11 protein-coding genes and 1 pseudogene are annotated in these 16,157 nt (G+C 65.8%); 8 read left to right on the forward strand and 4 right to left on the reverse strand.

The annotated features are described in order from the left end of the window. Nucleotides 1–65: 65 nt before the first annotated feature. Both NGM28_RS07785 and NGM28_RS07790 read left to right on the forward strand, forming a co-directional pair. Nucleotides 66–1,556, forward strand: a complete 1,491-nt coding sequence (locus NGM28_RS07785) for an aldehyde dehydrogenase (RefSeq protein WP_252089545.1) — start codon at nucleotides 66–68, stop codon at nucleotides 1,554–1,556. 22 nt (nucleotides 1,557–1,578) lie between these two features. After that, on the forward strand, nucleotides 1,579–2,961 hold the full coding sequence (locus tag NGM28_RS07790; RefSeq protein WP_252089547.1) for an aspartate aminotransferase family protein: 1,383 nt from the start codon (nucleotides 1,579–1,581) through the stop codon (nucleotides 2,959–2,961). 70 nt (nucleotides 2,962–3,031) lie between these two features. Here the strand turns inward: NGM28_RS07790 and NGM28_RS07795 are convergent, their stop codons facing one another. Further along, the gene (locus tag NGM28_RS07795; protein WP_252089549.1) at nucleotides 3,032–3,823 is read right to left on the reverse strand and encodes a helix-turn-helix transcriptional regulator; all 792 of its coding nucleotides are present in this window, start codon (nucleotides 3,821–3,823) and stop codon (nucleotides 3,032–3,034) included. A gap of 251 nt (nucleotides 3,824–4,074) precedes the next feature. Between NGM28_RS07795 and NGM28_RS07800 the strand changes: the two genes are divergently transcribed. Next, nucleotides 4,075–5,439 carry an APC family permease gene (locus NGM28_RS07800; protein WP_252089551.1) on the forward strand — a complete coding sequence of 455 codons (1,365 nt, stop codon included), beginning with the start codon at nucleotides 4,075–4,077 and terminating at the stop codon, nucleotides 5,437–5,439. A 17-nt stretch (nucleotides 5,440–5,456) separates the two neighbouring features. Beyond that, the gene (locus tag NGM28_RS07805) at nucleotides 5,457–6,560 is read left to right on the forward strand and encodes a DmpA family aminopeptidase (protein WP_252089552.1); all 1,104 of its coding nucleotides are present in this window, start codon (nucleotides 5,457–5,459) and stop codon (nucleotides 6,558–6,560) included. Nucleotides 6,561–6,632: 72 nt separating this feature from the next. Here the strand turns inward: NGM28_RS07805 and NGM28_RS07810 are convergent, their stop codons facing one another. Then, nucleotides 6,633–7,958, reverse strand: coding sequence for an MFS transporter (locus NGM28_RS07810; protein WP_252089554.1), 1,326 nt, complete (start codon nucleotides 7,956–7,958; stop codon nucleotides 6,633–6,635). Between the two features lie 162 nt (nucleotides 7,959–8,120). Here NGM28_RS07810 and NGM28_RS07815 point away from each other — a divergent pair, with 162 nt between their 5' ends. From NGM28_RS07815 to NGM28_RS07825, 3 genes are all read left to right on the forward strand, one after another. Continuing rightward, a complete protein-coding gene (locus NGM28_RS07815) occupies nucleotides 8,121–9,215 on the forward strand; it encodes a sugar diacid recognition domain-containing protein (protein ID WP_252089557.1) in 1,095 nt (364 codons plus the stop codon). A 135-nt stretch (nucleotides 9,216–9,350) separates the two neighbouring features. Then, entirely contained in the window at nucleotides 9,351–11,171 is a 1,821-nt protein-coding gene (locus tag NGM28_RS07820) for a di-heme-cytochrome C peroxidase (RefSeq protein ID WP_252089558.1), read from the forward strand. Between the two features lie 139 nt (nucleotides 11,172–11,310). Then, the gene (locus NGM28_RS07825; protein ID WP_252089560.1) at nucleotides 11,311–12,453 is read left to right on the forward strand and encodes a glycerate kinase; all 1,143 of its coding nucleotides are present in this window, start codon (nucleotides 11,311–11,313) and stop codon (nucleotides 12,451–12,453) included. 119 nt (nucleotides 12,454–12,572) lie between these two features. On the opposite strand, the pseudogene NGM28_RS07830 reads toward NGM28_RS07825, so the two are convergent. Further along, nucleotides 12,573–13,444: pseudogene (locus NGM28_RS07830) on the reverse strand (phosphate/phosphite/phosphonate ABC transporter substrate-binding protein). Then, entirely contained in the window at nucleotides 13,432–15,759 is a 2,328-nt protein-coding gene (locus NGM28_RS07835; protein ID WP_252089564.1) for a bifunctional diguanylate cyclase/phosphodiesterase, read from the reverse strand. The pseudogene NGM28_RS07830 and the gene NGM28_RS07835 overlap by 13 nt, the downstream one beginning before the upstream one ends. Nucleotides 15,760–15,898: 139 nt before the next feature. Between NGM28_RS07835 and NGM28_RS07840 the strand changes: the two genes are divergently transcribed. Next, nucleotides 15,899–16,042 (forward strand): hypothetical protein, encoded by a 144-nt coding sequence (locus tag NGM28_RS07840; protein ID WP_252089566.1) that lies wholly within the window; start codon nucleotides 15,899–15,901, stop codon nucleotides 16,040–16,042. Nucleotides 16,043–16,157: the final 115 nt, after the last annotated feature.

Raw genomic sequence — 16,157 nt, forward strand, 5'->3', positions numbered from 1 at the left:
CACCGCTTCACCTCATCCATACAACGACAATCACCGGCCCGCGCGTGGCCGGAGGGGAGACCTGCGTGCATACGAAAAGCGATTGGCAGCAACGCGCTGCACGGCAACGCTTCATCACCAGCGCATTGATCGACGGGCGCCCGGTTGCGGCCCGCGACGGCGCCACCTTCGCGGCCATCAACCCGGCGACCAACCAGTGCCTGGCCGAAGTCGCCGCCTGCGCCGACAGTGAGGTCGACCTGGCAGTACGTGCGGCACGGCGCGCGTTCGAGCAGGGGCCCTGGGCCCGCATGGCGCCGGGCGAGCGCAAGCGCGTGCTGGTGCGCCTGGCCGAACTGATGCTGGCCCACCGCGAGGAGTTGGCGCTGCTCGACTCGCTGAACATGGGCAAGCCGGTGATGGACGCCTACAGCATCGATGTGCCCGGCGCGGCCCAGGTGTTCGCCTGGTACGGCGAGGCGCTGGACAAGCTCTACGACCAGATCGCGCCCACCGCTGCAAGCGCCGTGGCCATGATCACCCGCGAGCCGCTGGGGGTGATCGGCGCGGTAGTGCCGTGGAACTTCCCGCTGGACATGGCCGCCTGGAAGGTCGCCCCGGCGCTGGCCGCAGGCAACAGCGTAGTGCTCAAGCCGGCCGAGCAGTCGCCGTTTTCGGCCTTGCGCCTGGCCGAGCTGGCGCTGGAGGCCGGGTTGCCGGAAGGCGTGCTCAACGTGGTGCCTGGCCTGGGGGAAACGGCTGGACGTGCCCTGGGCCTGCACCCGGACGTGGACTGCCTGGTGTTCACCGGCTCCACCCAGGTGGGCAAGTACTTCATGCAGTACGCGGCGCAGTCGAACCTCAAGCAGGTGTGGCTGGAGTGCGGCGGCAAGAGCCCGAACCTGGTGTTCGACGACTGCCGTGACCTCGACCTGGCGGCACAGAAGGCCGCGTTCGGGATCTTCTTCAACCAGGGCGAGGTGTGCTCGGCCAACTCGCGGGTGTATGTGCACCGCTCGATCCATGACGAATTCGTCGAGCGCCTTGTGCTCAAGGCCCGCGAATGGTTGCCGGGCGATCCGCTCGACCCGGCAAGCCGCGCCGGCGCCATTGTCGATGCCACGCAGACCGCGCGTATCGAGGCCGCCATCGGCCAGGCCCGGGAGGAGGGGGCGCGCTTGCTGTGTGGCGGTGAGCGCCTGAGTGTGAACGGCTCGCAGAATTTCATCACGCCGACGATCTTCACTGGCGTGGGCCAGGGCATGGCCCTGGCCCGCGAGGAAATCTTCGGCCCGGTGCTGGCAGTCAGCACCTTCGATGACGAGGAGCAGGCCATCGCCCTGGCCAATGACAGCATTTATGGCCTTGCCGCGTCGGTATGGAGCGACGACCTCAACCGCGCCCACCGCGTTGCCCGGCGCCTGAAGGCCGGCACCGTGTCGGTCAACACCGTTGACGCCCTGGACGTCACCGTGCCGTTCGGTGGTGGCCGCCAGTCCGGCTTCGGCCGTGATCTCTCGCTGCATTCGTTCGACAAGTACACCCAGCTCAAGACCACCTGGATCCAGCTGCGCTGACATTCACCTGAGGAGAACAACAATGAACGCACCTTTCTCGCCAACGCGTGACACCCGCGACTACCAGGCCAGCGATGCCGCTCACCACATCCATGCCTTCCTCGACCAGAAGGCGCTCAACGCCGAGGGCCCGCGGGTCATCACCCGTGGTGAAGGCCTGTACCTGTGGGACAACGACGGCCGTCGCTATCTTGACGGCATGTCCGGCCTGTGGTGCACCCAGCTCGGCTACGGCCGCAAGGACCTGACCGCCGCCGCTGCCGCGCAGATGGACCAGTTGGCCTACTACAACATGTTCTTCCACACCACCCACCCGGCGGTGATTGAGCTGTCCGAGCTGCTGTTCAGCCTGCTGCCGGGGCACTACAGCCATGCGATCTACACCAACTCCGGTTCCGAGGCCAACGAGGTGCTGATCCGTACCGTGCGCCGCTACTGGCAGGTGGTCGGGCAACCGCAGAAGAAGATCATGATCGGCCGCTGGAACGGCTATCACGGCTCGACCCTGGCAGCCACGGCGCTGGGCGGCATGAAGTTCATGCACGAGATGGGCGGGCTGATTCCGGATGTCGCGCACATCGATGAGCCGTACTGGTTCGCCGAGGGTGGCGAGCTGACGCCTGCTGAATTCGGCCGTCGCTGCGCCTTGCAGCTGGAAGAGAAGATCCTCGAACTGGGCGCCGAGAACGTTGCCGGTTTTATCGCCGAGCCCTTCCAGGGCGCCGGTGGCATGATCTTCCCGCCGGAAAGCTACTGGCCGGAGATCCAGCGCATCTGCCGCCAGTACGACGTGCTGCTGTGCGCCGACGAGGTGATCGGCGGCTTTGGGCGCACCGGCGAGTGGTTCGCCCACCAGCACTTCGGCTTCGAGCCGGACACCCTGTCCATCGCCAAAGGCCTGACCAGCGGCTACGTGCCCATGGGCGGCCTGGTGCTGAGCAAGCGCATCGCCGAGGCGTTGGTGGAGCGGGGCGGGGTGTTCGCCCACGGCTTGACCTATTCCGGCCACCCGGTGGCGGCGGCGGTGGCCATCGCCAACCTCAAGGCGTTGCGTGACGAAGGGATCGTGCGCCAGGTCAAGGACGATACCGGGCCTTACCTGCAGCGCATCTTGCGTGAGGTGTTCGGTGATCATCCGTTGATCGGCGAAGTGCAGGGCACGGGTTTGGTGGCAGCGTTGCAGTTCGCCGAGGACAAACACACGCGCAAGCGCTTCGCCAATGAGAACGACCTGGCCTGGCAGTGCCGCACGTTTGGCTTCGAGGAGGGGGTGATCATTCGTTCGACCCTGGGGCGGATGATCATGGCGCCGGCGTTGGTGGCCAGTCGTTCGGAGCTGGACGAGTTGGTGGAGAAGACCCGGATTGCCGTGGACCGGACGGCGCGGTTGGTGGGGAGGCGCTGATTCAGGGGAGAGGTCGAGGGCGGTTCGCCAGCAAAGCTGGCTCCTACAGGGGCTGCTTTGCCGGCGAATTTCAGGGGGCCTCTGGATCGTGCCCCAACGATTGCAGGAACAGCGAAAACAGCTCCGGCTGCGATGAGATGTCCAGCTTGGCATACAAGTGCCGCCGGTGGACCTTGACCGTCTCCGGCGAAATCGCCAGCCGCTCGGCCATGGCCTTCGACGAATACCCCCGCAGGACCAGCCGGGCAATCTCCAGCTCGCGCTCCGACAACACCTTGGCCCCGAACAGGCTCATGGCATCGCGCACCTGGCTGGCCATGGCCGGGGCGGGGCGTTGGCCCTGAACCTGCCAGTGCTGCCCCATCAACGCCAGCACCCAGGGGCAGATCATCGTCAACAGCCCCTGGCGCGCCGTGTCGAACCGTTCGCGGGTCCCCAATGACAGTGACAGCGCGCCGGCATCGCCCAGTTGCAGGATGAACTGCACCTCATCCTCCAGCACATGGTCGTGGAAATACTTGAGGTAGTACTCGCTCTGGCGGAACTGGTCCGGTGCCACCTCTTCAAGGCGGTGCAGGCCATCGCCGATGCGCTCCTGGCACGCCTGGTAGAACGGGTCGAGCTGGTAAAGCCCGCTCAAGTACAGGGCCATGGCCTCGGGGTTGCCTTCGCCCTGGGCATCGTAGATTTCCAGGGCCCTGGGCAACCCTTCGCGGGGGTAGAGCATCGCCAGGGCGTTATCGAACGGCAGCCACTGCTGCAACAGCAGGATCAACTGGCGCCAGAAGCGCGGCTGGCCGATCTGCTCGATGGTGCGGGCCAAGCCCGCGTGGGCGCTGGTTTCGGTGAACAGGTTGTGCATGGAGGGCTCTGGTCGGTGGGTTGTTCGCCGGCAAGCCGGCTCCTACGAGTCCGGCGCGGCACCTGTAGGAGCCGGCTTGCCGGCGAACAGCGACCCCGCAGTCTTCGAACTTTCCCACCCGCCCGTCAAGAGGCGTACCCCCTTTAGGTAATTGGCCCCAGCGCCACCTCGGCCTACAGTCCACCCAGGTCCAGCGGCCGCGCGACCGGGTTTTCCCCTCACCACCAATAACAATTCAGAGGAAAAACGCCATGAGCTCCAGCGAAGCTCCCGCCAGCGCGCTAAAACCGCGCCTGGGCGTGTTCGACGTGGTCGCCATCACCGTGTCGGGGGTAACCCCGGCCAGCTCCGTGTTCGTCATCGCCCCGTTCGCCATCCAGCAGGCCGGCAGTGGTGCCTTCCTGTCCTTCATCATGGCCGCGGCCCTGGCGCTGATGTTCGCCTGGTGCTACGCCGAACTGGGGCGCGCCCACAGCACCGCGGGCGGCGAGTATGTCTATGCCAAGCGCGTGTTCGGCGGCTTGGCCGGCTACGCCACGTTCCTCACCGTGCTGGCCTCGTTGCTGTTCATCCCACCCGTGCTGGCCGCAGGCGCTGCGACCTACCTGAACAACGCCCTGGGCACCCGTTTCGACACCCAGACCGTGGCGCTGGTGATCGTAGTGGCCAGCTACGCGCTGGGGATCCTCAACATCCGCCTCAATGCCTGGATCACCGGGTTGTTCCTGATCTGCGAGGTCGCCGCGCTGCTGGTGATCGTGGTGCTGGGCTTCGGCAATGCCAGCCAGCCCGCCGCCAGCCTGCTACAGCCACAGGTGCTGGAGCAGGGTGCACTGGTGGCCGCCCCCTGGGCGCTGGTGCTCGGCGCGGTGGGCATGGCCCTGTTCGCCTTCAACGGCTACGGCGGCGCGGTGCTGCTGGCCGAGGACATGAAGGATCGGGGGCTTACCGTGCACCGTGCGGTGCTCTGGTCGTTGGCCGTGGTGGTGGCGATCGAAGTGATCCCGCTGGCCGCCTTGCTGATCGGCGCACCGTCGCTGCAGGCGATGCTGGCCAGCGGCGACCCGATCGGCTACCTGCTCACCGCCCATGGCAATGCCACCCTGGCGCGCCTGGTGAGCGCCGGGATTTTCCTCTCGGTGTTCAACGCCATCGTCGCCATCGTCATCCAGGTCGGGCGGGTGGTATACAGCAGCGGCCGCGACGCGATCTGGACACCGGGCCTGAACCGCGCCTTCACCGTGATCCATCCACGTTGGGAATCGCCATGGCTGGCTACGCTGTTCCTGGCGGTCCCCTCGGCGTTGCTGAGCCTGTCCGGCAGCCTCGAGGAGCTGACCACGTTCACCGTGCTGCTGCTGTTGCTGATCTACCTGGTGGTCGCCGCCTGCGCCCTGTGCAGCCGGGTGCTGCGCCGCGACCGCGAACACCCTTATCGCATGCCGCTGTGGCCCTTGCCTGCATTGCTGGCGGTCAGCGGCGCCGGCTGGTTGCTGGTAACCCTGCTGGGCGAGGCGTCCTGGCGTGACCTGCTGATCATCCTCGGGTTGCTGGCGGTGTCGGTCACCCTCTACAGCACCCACGGTCGGCTCAGCCCGACCTTCCAGAAACTGTGAATATCCAAGGAGCAGACATGCGCACGCGTCAACTCGGCATCACCCTCGGCCACGGCACCCCGGGCCCGTTCAATGCCATTACCGATGTACCAGGGGTGCGGGTCGGCCACAGCACCCTGATCGACGAACAACGCCCGGCGCCGATCCGCACCGGGGTGACCCTGATCGAGCCTCGTGCCGGTGCGGCGCGCCTGCAGCCGTGCTTCGCCGGTTGCCATGTGCTCAACGGCAACGGCGACGCCACGGGGTTGGAGTGGGTTCGCGAGGCCGGCCTGCTGACCACGCCGATCGCTATCACCAACACCCACAGCGTCGGCGTGGTGCGCGACGCGCTGATCGCCGCCGAGCGCGAGCGCTTGCCGGATGATGCCGTGTACTGGTGCATGCCGGTGGTGATGGAAACCTTCGACGGCGTGCTCAACGACATCTGGGGCCAGCATGTGACGCCTGCGCAGGTACGCCAGGCGCTGGACGCCGCCACCTCGGGGCCGGTGGCGGAAGGGCCGGTGGGCGGTGGCACGGGGATGATCTGCCATGAGTTCAAGGGGGGCATCGGTACCGCCTCGAGGCGCCTGGAGGCCGGCTGGACCGTTGGCGCCTTGGTCCAGGCCAACCATGGCCAGCGCCAGGAATTGAGAGTGGATGGCTATCCGGTCGGGCGCCAGTTGGCGCATTTGCCCTCGCCATTCGCCGAGCAACGCACCGGCACGCCGGGCATGGGCTCGATCGTGGTGGTGATCGCCACCGATGCGCCACTGCTGCCGCACCAGTGTCAGCGCCTGGCCCAGCGGGCGTCGATCGGTATCGCCCGCACGGGCGGCGGCACCGAGGATTCCAGTGGCGATATCTTCCTGGCGTTCTCCACCGGCAACCAGGAACTGCCGCCAGCCGATTACGCACGCCAGGAGCTGGCGCAGTGCTCGCAGGTGCGCATGCTCAACAACGACCACATCTCGGCGGTGTTCCTGGCGGCGGCGGAGGCGGTGGAGGAGGCCATCGTCAATGCCTTGCTGGCCGGGCGCACGATGGTGGGCAAGGATGGGGTGGTGGTGCCAGGGCTGGAGGGCGACACGCTACTGACAGCGCTACATGAAACGGGCTGGAAATCGGCTGCCCGCTAACCCGTAGGAGCCAGCCTTGCTGGCGAACCGGGCCAACGCCGACTTCAGCGTCGCCCCGTTCGCCAGCGAGGCCTAGGCTTGGACCAATGTATTGCGACCCGCGCGCGAAACCCGCAGCGCCACCAGGCTACCCACCACGATCAACCCTGCCAGCGCATACAGCGCCGCATCGGTCGAGCCGGTCTGGTCCTTGATGAAACCCACCAGGTAAGGGCTAAGGAAGCCCGCCATCTGCCCCACCGAGTTGATGATCGCCAGGCCAGCCACTGCGGCGCCGGCACTCAGCAGCGCGGTAGGCATCGGCCAGAACATCGGCAGGCCGGTCAGCGCACCCATGGTGGCGATCGACAGGCCGAGGATGGCGAGGGTCGGGTTGGCGGCGAAGTTGACTGCAATCAACAGACCCAGGGCGCCCATCAGCATCGGCACGACAAGATGCCAGCGGCGCTCGTTGCGCAGGTCCGCCGAGCGGCCAACGACAATCATGAACACCCCTGCCAGCAGGTAGGGGATGGCGCTCAGCCAGCCGATCAGCAACGGGTTGTCGAAGCCCATGTTCTTGATGATCGACGGCAGCCAGAAATTGATCGCGTAGACGCCGCTCTGGATGCAGAAGTAGACGAAACCGAAGGTCCAGATCAGCGGGTTGGTCAGCACCGCGAGCAGGCTGTCACCGCTGGTGACGGGCTTGCTGGCCGCGTCGGCCTTGAGGTCGGCCTCGATCATCTTGCGTTCGGCCGGGCTCAGCCAGGCCGCCTTCTGGTAACCGTCGCTGAGCAGCACGATCGCCAGCGCACCCAGCACCACGGTGGGCAGGCCCTGGATCAGGAACATCCACTGCCAGCCGGCCAGGCCATGCTGACCTGCGGCGAAGTGGTCGAGGATCCAGCCAGAGAACGGCCCGCCCAGCAGCCCGGACACCGGGATCGCCGACATGAACAGGGCCATGACCCGGCCACGGCGATCAGCCGGGAACCAGCGCGAGAGGTACAGCACAACGCCAGGGAAGAAGCCGGCCTCGGCGGCGCCGGTCAGCAAGCGCAGGGTGTAGAACTCGGTGGGCGTGGTGACGAACAGCAGGCAGGTGGACAGGCTGCCCCAGGCGATCATCATCAGCGCGATCCAGCGCCGCGGCCCGAAGCGGTTCAGCGCCAGGTTGCTGGGCAGGCCGCAGAGCACGTAGCCGATGAAAAAGATGCCGGCCCCCAGGCCGTACACCGTTTCGCTGAACTTCAGGGCGTCGAGCATCTGCAGCTTGGCGAAGCCGACGTTGACGCGGTCCAGGTAGTTGAACAGGTAGCAGATGAAAATGAACGGGATCAGCCGCAGGGTGACACGCCGGTACAGCGCGTCGCGGGTGATCTCGGTGCCTTGGTCAAGGGCGGGGCTGTGTGCCATGATCGGGTTCTCTTTTGTTATGGTTGTCGCCGCGTCGCCTGTTCCGGCGCTCGCCTTGAGGAGTCTCGGGGAGTGTAGCGCGGCTGTCTTTGTGCTTTCGCACAGCCTGGGGCGCGGGCTGCTGTGCCGCCGACCAAAACCCGCCACTGCAAGGAACCCTGCATGTTCGAGCTGGACCACGACCTGGCCCAGGACATCGTCGACCGGGCGATGGCCATCCTGCCGTGCAACGTCAACGTGATGGACAGCCAGGGGCTGATCCTCGGCAGTGGCGAGCCCGAGCGCATCAACACCCGCCACGAAGGTGCCCAGCTGGTGTTGGCCAACGGCCGGATCGTCGAGCTCGACGGGGAGGCCGCCAAGTGCCTCAAGGGCGTGCAACCCGGCGTGAACCTGCCGTTGATGCTCGATGGCCGACTGATCGGCGTGCTGGGGCTGACCGGTGATCCGCAACAGCTGCGTACCTATGGCGAACTGGTGCGCATGACCGCCGAAATGCTCTTGGCCCAGCGCCACCTGCAAGTGGAGCAGCAATGGCGGCGCCAGCGTTGCGACGACTTGCTGGCCTTGCTCCTGGGCGGCAGCGGCGACTCGCCGCGGCTGGTCGACGAGGCTCAGCAACTGGGGCTCAAGCCCAACCTGCCACGCATTCCCTGCCTGTTCGAACTGCAATCGGGGCCACCGGCCGAGGCGTTGTCGGCGTGGCTGATGAGCCGCTACCCGGACAGCTGGTGCGTCAGCCCGGCGCGGCAATCGTTGCTGTGGTGCCGCCCGGCGAGCGTGGCGCTGGATGAAGCGCGGCTGCTCGAACGGCTGCGGCGCCATGGCTGGGAGGTTGAACGCCTGGCCTTGGGCGGCCCGGCGCAGAGCCTGGAGCAGTTGCGCCGAGGTTATCGGCGCGTGCGCGATCTGCTGGCCTACGGCCGTGAAGTTCTACCTCGTGAATGCCTGCTCTCGCTGGCGCGCTACCGCCTGCCCGCGCTGCTCTGGCGGCACCGCAACGATGATGCCCTGGACGAACTGCTGGAGCCGCTACAGCGTATCCGCGCCAAGGACAGCAGCGGCCAGCTTCTCGCCACCCTGCGCGCCTGGTGTGCCCATGATGGGCAGAGCCAGGCTTGCGCCGATGCCCTGGGTATCCACCGCAACAGCTTGCGTTACCGGCTGGAGCGGATCGCCGAAGTGGGCGAGGTGGACCCGTTGCGGATGGAGGGCATGCTCAGCCTCTACCTGGGGCTGCAACTGATTCCGGCATGAGAGACGGTCGTAGGCACCTCTGATTCTTGCTAGCGCTACCATCTGCTAATACTGCCATTGTGATGCCATCCCCCTGATGTCCTGCATGTGCTGGGCTACAGTGCGCTGAACTGGACGAGCAAAGGAGTTGCCGCAATGCGCAAGTCAAGGAAGGTGACGCTGCTGTGGGGGCTGTTTGCGCTGGCAACGACGGTGCACGCTGTCGATCTTGACCAAGGCTGGGATGGGAAGACGCTCGGCAATTGGCAGCAGCTATCGCAAGGGTCGCGTTACGTACCGCTGTCCTGGGCGCAAGCGCTGGAGGCTCCGGGTCAGCAAAGCCGTTTCATCACAGAGCGCAACCTGGCCAACTACGGTTACTCGGCGTATCAGGCGCAGTATCAAGGGCGGGCGCTGCTCTTGCCGGCTGGCTTCGTTCCAGACGACAACAATGATCGCCACCTGTCCTACACCCGCTTGCGCTGGTATGCCGGCCAGGGTGACCGGGAGGCCTGGCTGGGCATGAATTGCTCGGCCTGCCACACCAGCACCGTGCGCTACAAAGGGCAGGCCATGGTGGTCCAGGGTGGGCCGACCAATGCGGACTTCCAGGCGTTCTTCAACGACATGGAGCGCGCCATGCGGGAAACCGAACACGACGCCGCCAAGTTCGCGCGCTTTGCCCAGGCCGTGCTGGGTGACCAGGACACCCGAGCTAACCGCCAGCAATTGATGCAGTCGCTGGCGCGGCTTAACGCATTCTATGCGCGCAATCGCGAACTCAACGGCAATACCATCGACTATGGTCCTGGGCGGCTCGATGCCGTCGGCCATATCCTCAACAAGGTCAGCCAGATCAGCGGCGCGCCCAACCCGCAGGCCAACCCCGCCGACGCACCGGTCAGCTATCCGTTCCTGTGGAACGTGCCGCAGCATGACAAGGTGCAGTGGAACGGCATGGTGCAGAACCAGCGCCTGACCGTGCTCAGGCACCAGAGCATCGATGTGGGTGCCCTGGGGCGCAATGTCGGTGAGGTGATCGGCGTGTTCGCCGATGTGGTGCCCGTGAAGGACCCTAAATGGCTGCACGGTTTCGTCTCCAGCGTAAAGGTCAAGAACCTGGAAGTGCTCGAGGAGTCCTTGCGTACGCTCAAGCCACCGCGTTGGCCCGATGCGGTGCTGGGCGTGCCCGACCCGGCGCTGGTGGCCACCGGCGCCAGGCTGTACGGCAACCTCAAGTGCGACAGTTGCCATGTCAAGCTCGACCGTACCGACCTGCGCACACCGATCAAGGCGCACATGGTGACGATCGCCAGCCAGGAAACCCAGTCCCCTGAACGCATCGGCACCGACCCGGGAATGGCCTGTAACGCCTATCAGTACAAGTCCGATGCCGGTGTGCTGGCAGGCATGTCGGCGCCGGGTTTCAAGGGCGAAAAAACGCAGCCTGTCCAGCCCTATGACCGCGTTGCCAACATGCTGGCGGTAACGGTCAAGCAAACGTTGCTGGGCCAGCGCCACGATGTTGCCGAACTGGTCGCCGGGGGCTTTCTGGGTGTCCCGGTAAAACCCGAGCGCGTGCCAGGTTTCCGTAACCGTGCGCTGTTCACCGCCAAGGATGAGCAGGACCTGCGCGAAATCAATTGCTACAATGCCGCGGCCAGTGTGCCGACCCTCGCCTACAAGGCACGGCCGCTCACGGGCATCTGGGCGACCGCACCCTATCTGCACAACGGCTCTGTCGCCAGCCTGAACGAACTGCTGCTGCCGCCGGAGCAGCGCATGAAGGTGTTCTACACCGGCACGACCGAGTTCGACCCGAAGAACGTCGGTTTCGTCGCCACCGAGGGGCAGGGCAACCGTTTCCGTTTCGACACCACGCGGCGTGGCAACAGCAACGCGGGCCATGATTATGGTGTCGGTGCACTCAAGCCTGAGGAGCGCATGGCCTTGCTCGAATACCTGAAAACACTGTGAAGCACCTGGGGCCGCGCGGACTGCTCGGCCCCTGATGTGTTGGAAACGCCCAAACCCGCCACTTCCTGTTTTGTGCATCCGACCAAAGCGCAGGTAAGTCGTACCTGTCAGCATGCGGCCATCAGGACAGGAGAATCCCATGAAGATCGTCATCGCCCCCGACTCGTTCAAGGACAGCCTCGACGCCGCCGGTGTCGCCCAAGCCATCGCTCGCGGCCTGGCCGAGGTCTGGCCCGAGGCCGAGCTGCTCGAATGCCCCATGGCTGACGGTGGCGAAGGCACCATGGAGGCGATAGTCGCCGCCAGCCATGGCGAGCTGCGTCACCTTCAGGTGCGTGGCCCGTTGGGTGAGTGCGTCGAGGCGGGTTGGGGCTGGCTGCCGGACAGCCGCACGGCAGTGATCGAGATGGCCCAGGCCAGCGGCATCCAGCTGGTGCCCAGCGCCCAACGCGATGCCTGCCGCAGCAGCACCTGGGGCACCGGTGAGCTGATCGCTGCGGCTTTGGCCGCTGGCGCACGGCGTATCGTCCTGGCCATCGGTGGCAGCGCCACCAACGACGGTGGCAGCGGCATGTTGCGCGCGCTGGGCCTGCGTCTGTTCGATGCCGACGGCCAGCCATTGGCCGAAGGCGGCCTGGCCTTGGCGCAGTTGGCGCGGATAGACGCCAGCGATCTTGATCCGCGCCTGGCCGAAGTGCAGGTGGAGGTTGCCGCGGATGTCGATAACCCGCTGTGCGGCCCCAATGGCGCCTCGGCGATCTTCGGCCCGCAGAAGGGCGCCAACCCTGAGCAGGTGCAGGCGCTGGACCAAGCCCTGGCACATTTTGCCGATCACTGCGCCCGCTTGCTGGGCAAGGACGCACGCGGCGAGCCGGGTAGCGGCGCGGCCGGGGGCATGGGGTTCGCGGCCAAAGCCTTCATGGGGGCGCGCTTTCGCCCCGGTGTGGAGGTCGTCGCCGAGCTGGCCGGGCTGGATGCCCTGGTGCAGGGCGCCGACCTGGTGATTACCGGCGAGGGGCGTTTCGATGCGCAGACGTTGCGCGGCAAGACACCGCTGGGCGTGGCGCGGGTGGCCAAGCAGCATGGTGTACCGGTAGTCGTGCTGGCCGGGACCCTCGGTATAGGTTACGAGCAGTTGTATGCCCATGGCATCGATGCCGCGTTCGCCCTGGCCAGCGGGCCGATGACCCTGGAGCAGGCATGCGCCGAGGCCGGGGCGCTGCTCAAGGCGCGGGCAGGGGATGTGGCGCGGTTGTGGCAGGTGGCGCGTCAAGGCAACTGACTGCCTGTAGGAGCGGCTTCAGCCGCGATCACCCGCGAAGTGGGTGCCAGACACGGCGTTGCCTGCATCGCGGCTAAAGCCGTTCCTACAGAGGAGCTGACGGCGCAGCCCAAAGCCATTCAAGGCTGCCGCGAGGCCTCCATGATCCGCTCCAACCCCGCATATTCCTTGTGGCCCACAGGTACCAGCCCCGTGGCTTCCTGCGAAGCCACGAAACCCGCCAGCCCTTGCTGATCCTCCAGCATCGCCTTGCGCAACCGTTGCTTCAATGCCGGGCACAGGCCAGCACTGAACACATACGGGTCGTAGTAGATCGGCGCCGAGCGCCACAGTACCCGCAACGCGCCGGGTCGATGGCGTGCTCGGCCAGGTAGGCGTCGGCCCGCTCGCTGGCGACGAAGGCGGCATCCACCCGACCGTCGAGCAACGCTTGCAGGGCGTTGTCGTGATTGCCGGCATACACCAGCGAACTGAAGTAACCCTGCAGCGGCGCACCTACAAGACCCGCGAACTCGACACTGGGCACCAGGCTGCCCGAGGTGCTGGCCGGGTCGCTCAACGCCACCCGAGTACCTTTCACGGCATTGAGGTCGGTAGGCCCCTCGGCGCGGGTCAGCAACAGCGCCTGGTAATGGTTGCCCGCAGGTGTATAAGGCCCGGCGTTAAGTGTGAAAGTGGCGAAAGCCTCGATGCGCGGGTCGCGGCGATGGGCGAGCAAGTAGGCGGCCGGGCCCAGCCTGGCGATGTCTGCGCCCCCGGAAACGACGGCATCGACCACGCTTTCATAGGAGCGGTTGACCACCAGCTCCACCGGCACGCCAGCCGCTTTGCCCAGGCGTTCGAGCAATGGCTGGTGCTCGCGCAGCATGTCCTCGACGTTCTTGATCGGGATGATTGCCAACCGCAGGCTGTGCGGCTTGCAATTGGCCAGTGCGGTGCCGGCCAGCAAGCTGGCCAGCGCCAGTGCGACAAGAGGCTTCAGTACACGCATGCCTTCTCCTCGGTGCCCTTGAACGGCGGATAGTCGTGCAGTTGGGCGGACGACAGCGGGCGGCTGAAATGGTAGCCCTGGGCGATGTCGCAGCCGGCGAGCTTGAGGCACACCACCTGTTCGCGGGTCTCGACCCCCTCGGCCACCACTTCCAGGCCCAGGCGCTTGGCGAGGATGATGGTCGAGGACACGATCGGGCTGTCGTCATGGCTGTTGCACAAGGGGGCGATCAGTGCCCGATCGATCTTGAGCTTGGACAGCGGCAGTGATTGCAGGTGGGCAAAGCCCGCGTAGCCACGGCCGAAATCGTCGAGGCTGATGCCCAGCCCGGCACCGCGCAGGCGGTGCAGGTGTTCGACGGCGCAGCCTTGCGGGTCGAGCACGGTGGTTTCGGTGATCTCAAGTTCCAGGCGCTGGGGGGCGATACCGTAGTACTCCAGTTCCGCCAGCAGGCGCTCGCTGAAATCGGCCTGGCGCAACTGAAGGGCCGAGACATTGACCGCCAGCCGCGCGCCTTGGTCACGCAGCCGCCAGCGCGCCAGCTCCTCGCAGGCCAGGCGCAGTACCTCCCAGCCCAGCTCGACGATGAAGCCGCTGCGCTCGGCGACACCGATGAAGCGGTCAGGGTAGAGCAAACCGATTTCAGGGTGCTGCCAGCGCACCAAGGCCTCATAACTCTGTACCGCCAGGGTGTCGAGGCGGACCTGCGGCTGGAAGTGAAGCACGAACTGGCGCTCGGCCAGCGCGCTGCCGAATGCCTGCTCCAGGGTGAAGGCCTGGATGTCGGTCAGGTTGAGCGAGGGGTCGAAGAAGCGGTACTGGGCCCGCCCGGCCTGCTTGGCCGAGTACATGGCGGCGTCGGCGCAGCGGATCAGCGTATCGATGTCCTGGCCGTCACGGGGGCAGATGCTCACGCCGACGCTGGGGCTGGTGTTGACCTCCTGGCCATCCAGGGCGTAGGTCGCGGACAGTCTCTCCACCAGCATGCGTACCCAGGCGTCGATCTGCTCTTCGCCGCGTTCCCCGGCCAGCAGCACCACGAATTCGTCACCGCCGAAGCGTGAAGCTTCGTCACCCGGCTCCAGCAGGCGCCGGATGCGTCCGGCCACGGCCTGCAGCAACAGGTCGCCGATCTTGTGCCCGAGCGAGTCGTTGATCGACTTGAAACGATCCATGTCGATGAACAGGATCGCCATCAAGCGCCGTTTGCCACGTTGATGGGGTAATGCCTGGCCGGCGACTTCGACGAACTGGCGACGGTTGTGCAGGCCGCTGAGGTGGTCGGTGGCGGCTGCGTGACTGCTGCGTCGGTGGGCGTCCTCCAGCCGGCCGATCAGTTGCTGGTTGAATCGCTGGGCGCGCTCCAGTTCACGGAACGCTTCATGGCGCTTGCGCAGCAGGCGCAGGCCCCAGGCCAGGCTGGCGAGGATCAGCAGGGTCATGCTCAGGTTGAGCCAGAACTGGCGGTGGCTGGCCAGCAGGGTGGGGGCGAGGATTTCGTCATGGCGTTGGCTGACCACCACGCTGAAGCCGCGTTCGGGCACCCGTCGGTACAGGCTCTGGTAGGGGCCGGCGAGGGTGTATTGGGTGAGTTGGCCGGATTCCTCGCCCGTGCCCGGCAGGCCCGGCACTAGCGTGTCGCCGGCCACCACCACGCCGCTGGTGTCGATGCGCAGGCGTTCCTGGCCGTCGTCCTGCAGCAACCGCACCAGGCCGCTGCGGCCCAACTCGATGTGCTGGAACAGTACGGCCAGGTAGCCGATGTCCAGCTGCACCACGAGGATGCTGTCGATCTCGCGACCCGGCAAGTCAGTCAGCGGCAGCAGGAAGGGCAGGCGCCAGGTGGGCAGTGCCGTGGGGGTTGCCGACGGTGTGGTACGGGGCAGGAAGGCCTTGAAACCGTAGTGCGAGACATGGACCTTGAGCTGGTCGAGCCAGGCCTGTGAGAGTTGCTCGGGTTCGTCGGCGTGGCTGGAGGAGAGCAGGCGACCGTTGCGGTCGTACAGGCTCATGCGCTTGAACACCGGGTCTTCGGCGAGCACCCGGGCCAGGCTCAGGTTGCCCTGGCGCAGGCGACGCATGTCGTCCTGGGTGACGCGGCCGACGGCCTGGGCGCGGTCCACCAGCTGGCGCAGGTTTTCCGCGACGATGCTGGCCAGGTTCAGGTGTTCGCCGGCTTTTGCGGCCAGGGCGTCTTGGCGGGAGGCGGTTTTCTGGCTGATGTGCAGGGCCCAGAGGAAGGTCAGGGTGACGGCGCACAGGGTCATTAGCAGGAGTGGCAGGAGGCCTGCGGGGGAGAGGGGGCGGCGGATCACTGCTTGGGTTCCCTGCCTTGGGTTTGGGGTTTCAAATTACGACAGAAACATGACAAAGGGATGACTGGTGGCGATGTGCCTTTATTTGTTTTTTGCGAGGTTATCGAATGGGCAAGTCGTACTGAATATATGTGGCTTCATGGTTGTTATTGTTATTGTTATTGTTATTGTTATTGTTGTTGTTGTTGTTGTTGTTGTTGTTGTTGTTGTTGTTGTTGTTGTCGGTGGTGGTGGTGGTGGTGGTGGTTTTTCAAGTTGTGGGCATATCCGTTTGCTAAGTTGACGCTGATTCACCTTTCCGCCCTTACGGCGGGTTACTTTGGTCTTGGCCAAAGTAACCAAAGCCGTGCGCTCCATCATACGGCCCTCCGCTACGCTCCGGGTCCCTTCGCTCCGGC

The sequence above is a fragment of the Pseudomonas sp. MWU13-3659 genome (genome assembly GCF_023757525.1).
GTDB lineage: Bacteria > Pseudomonadota > Gammaproteobacteria > Pseudomonadales > Pseudomonadaceae > Aquipseudomonas > Aquipseudomonas entomophila_E.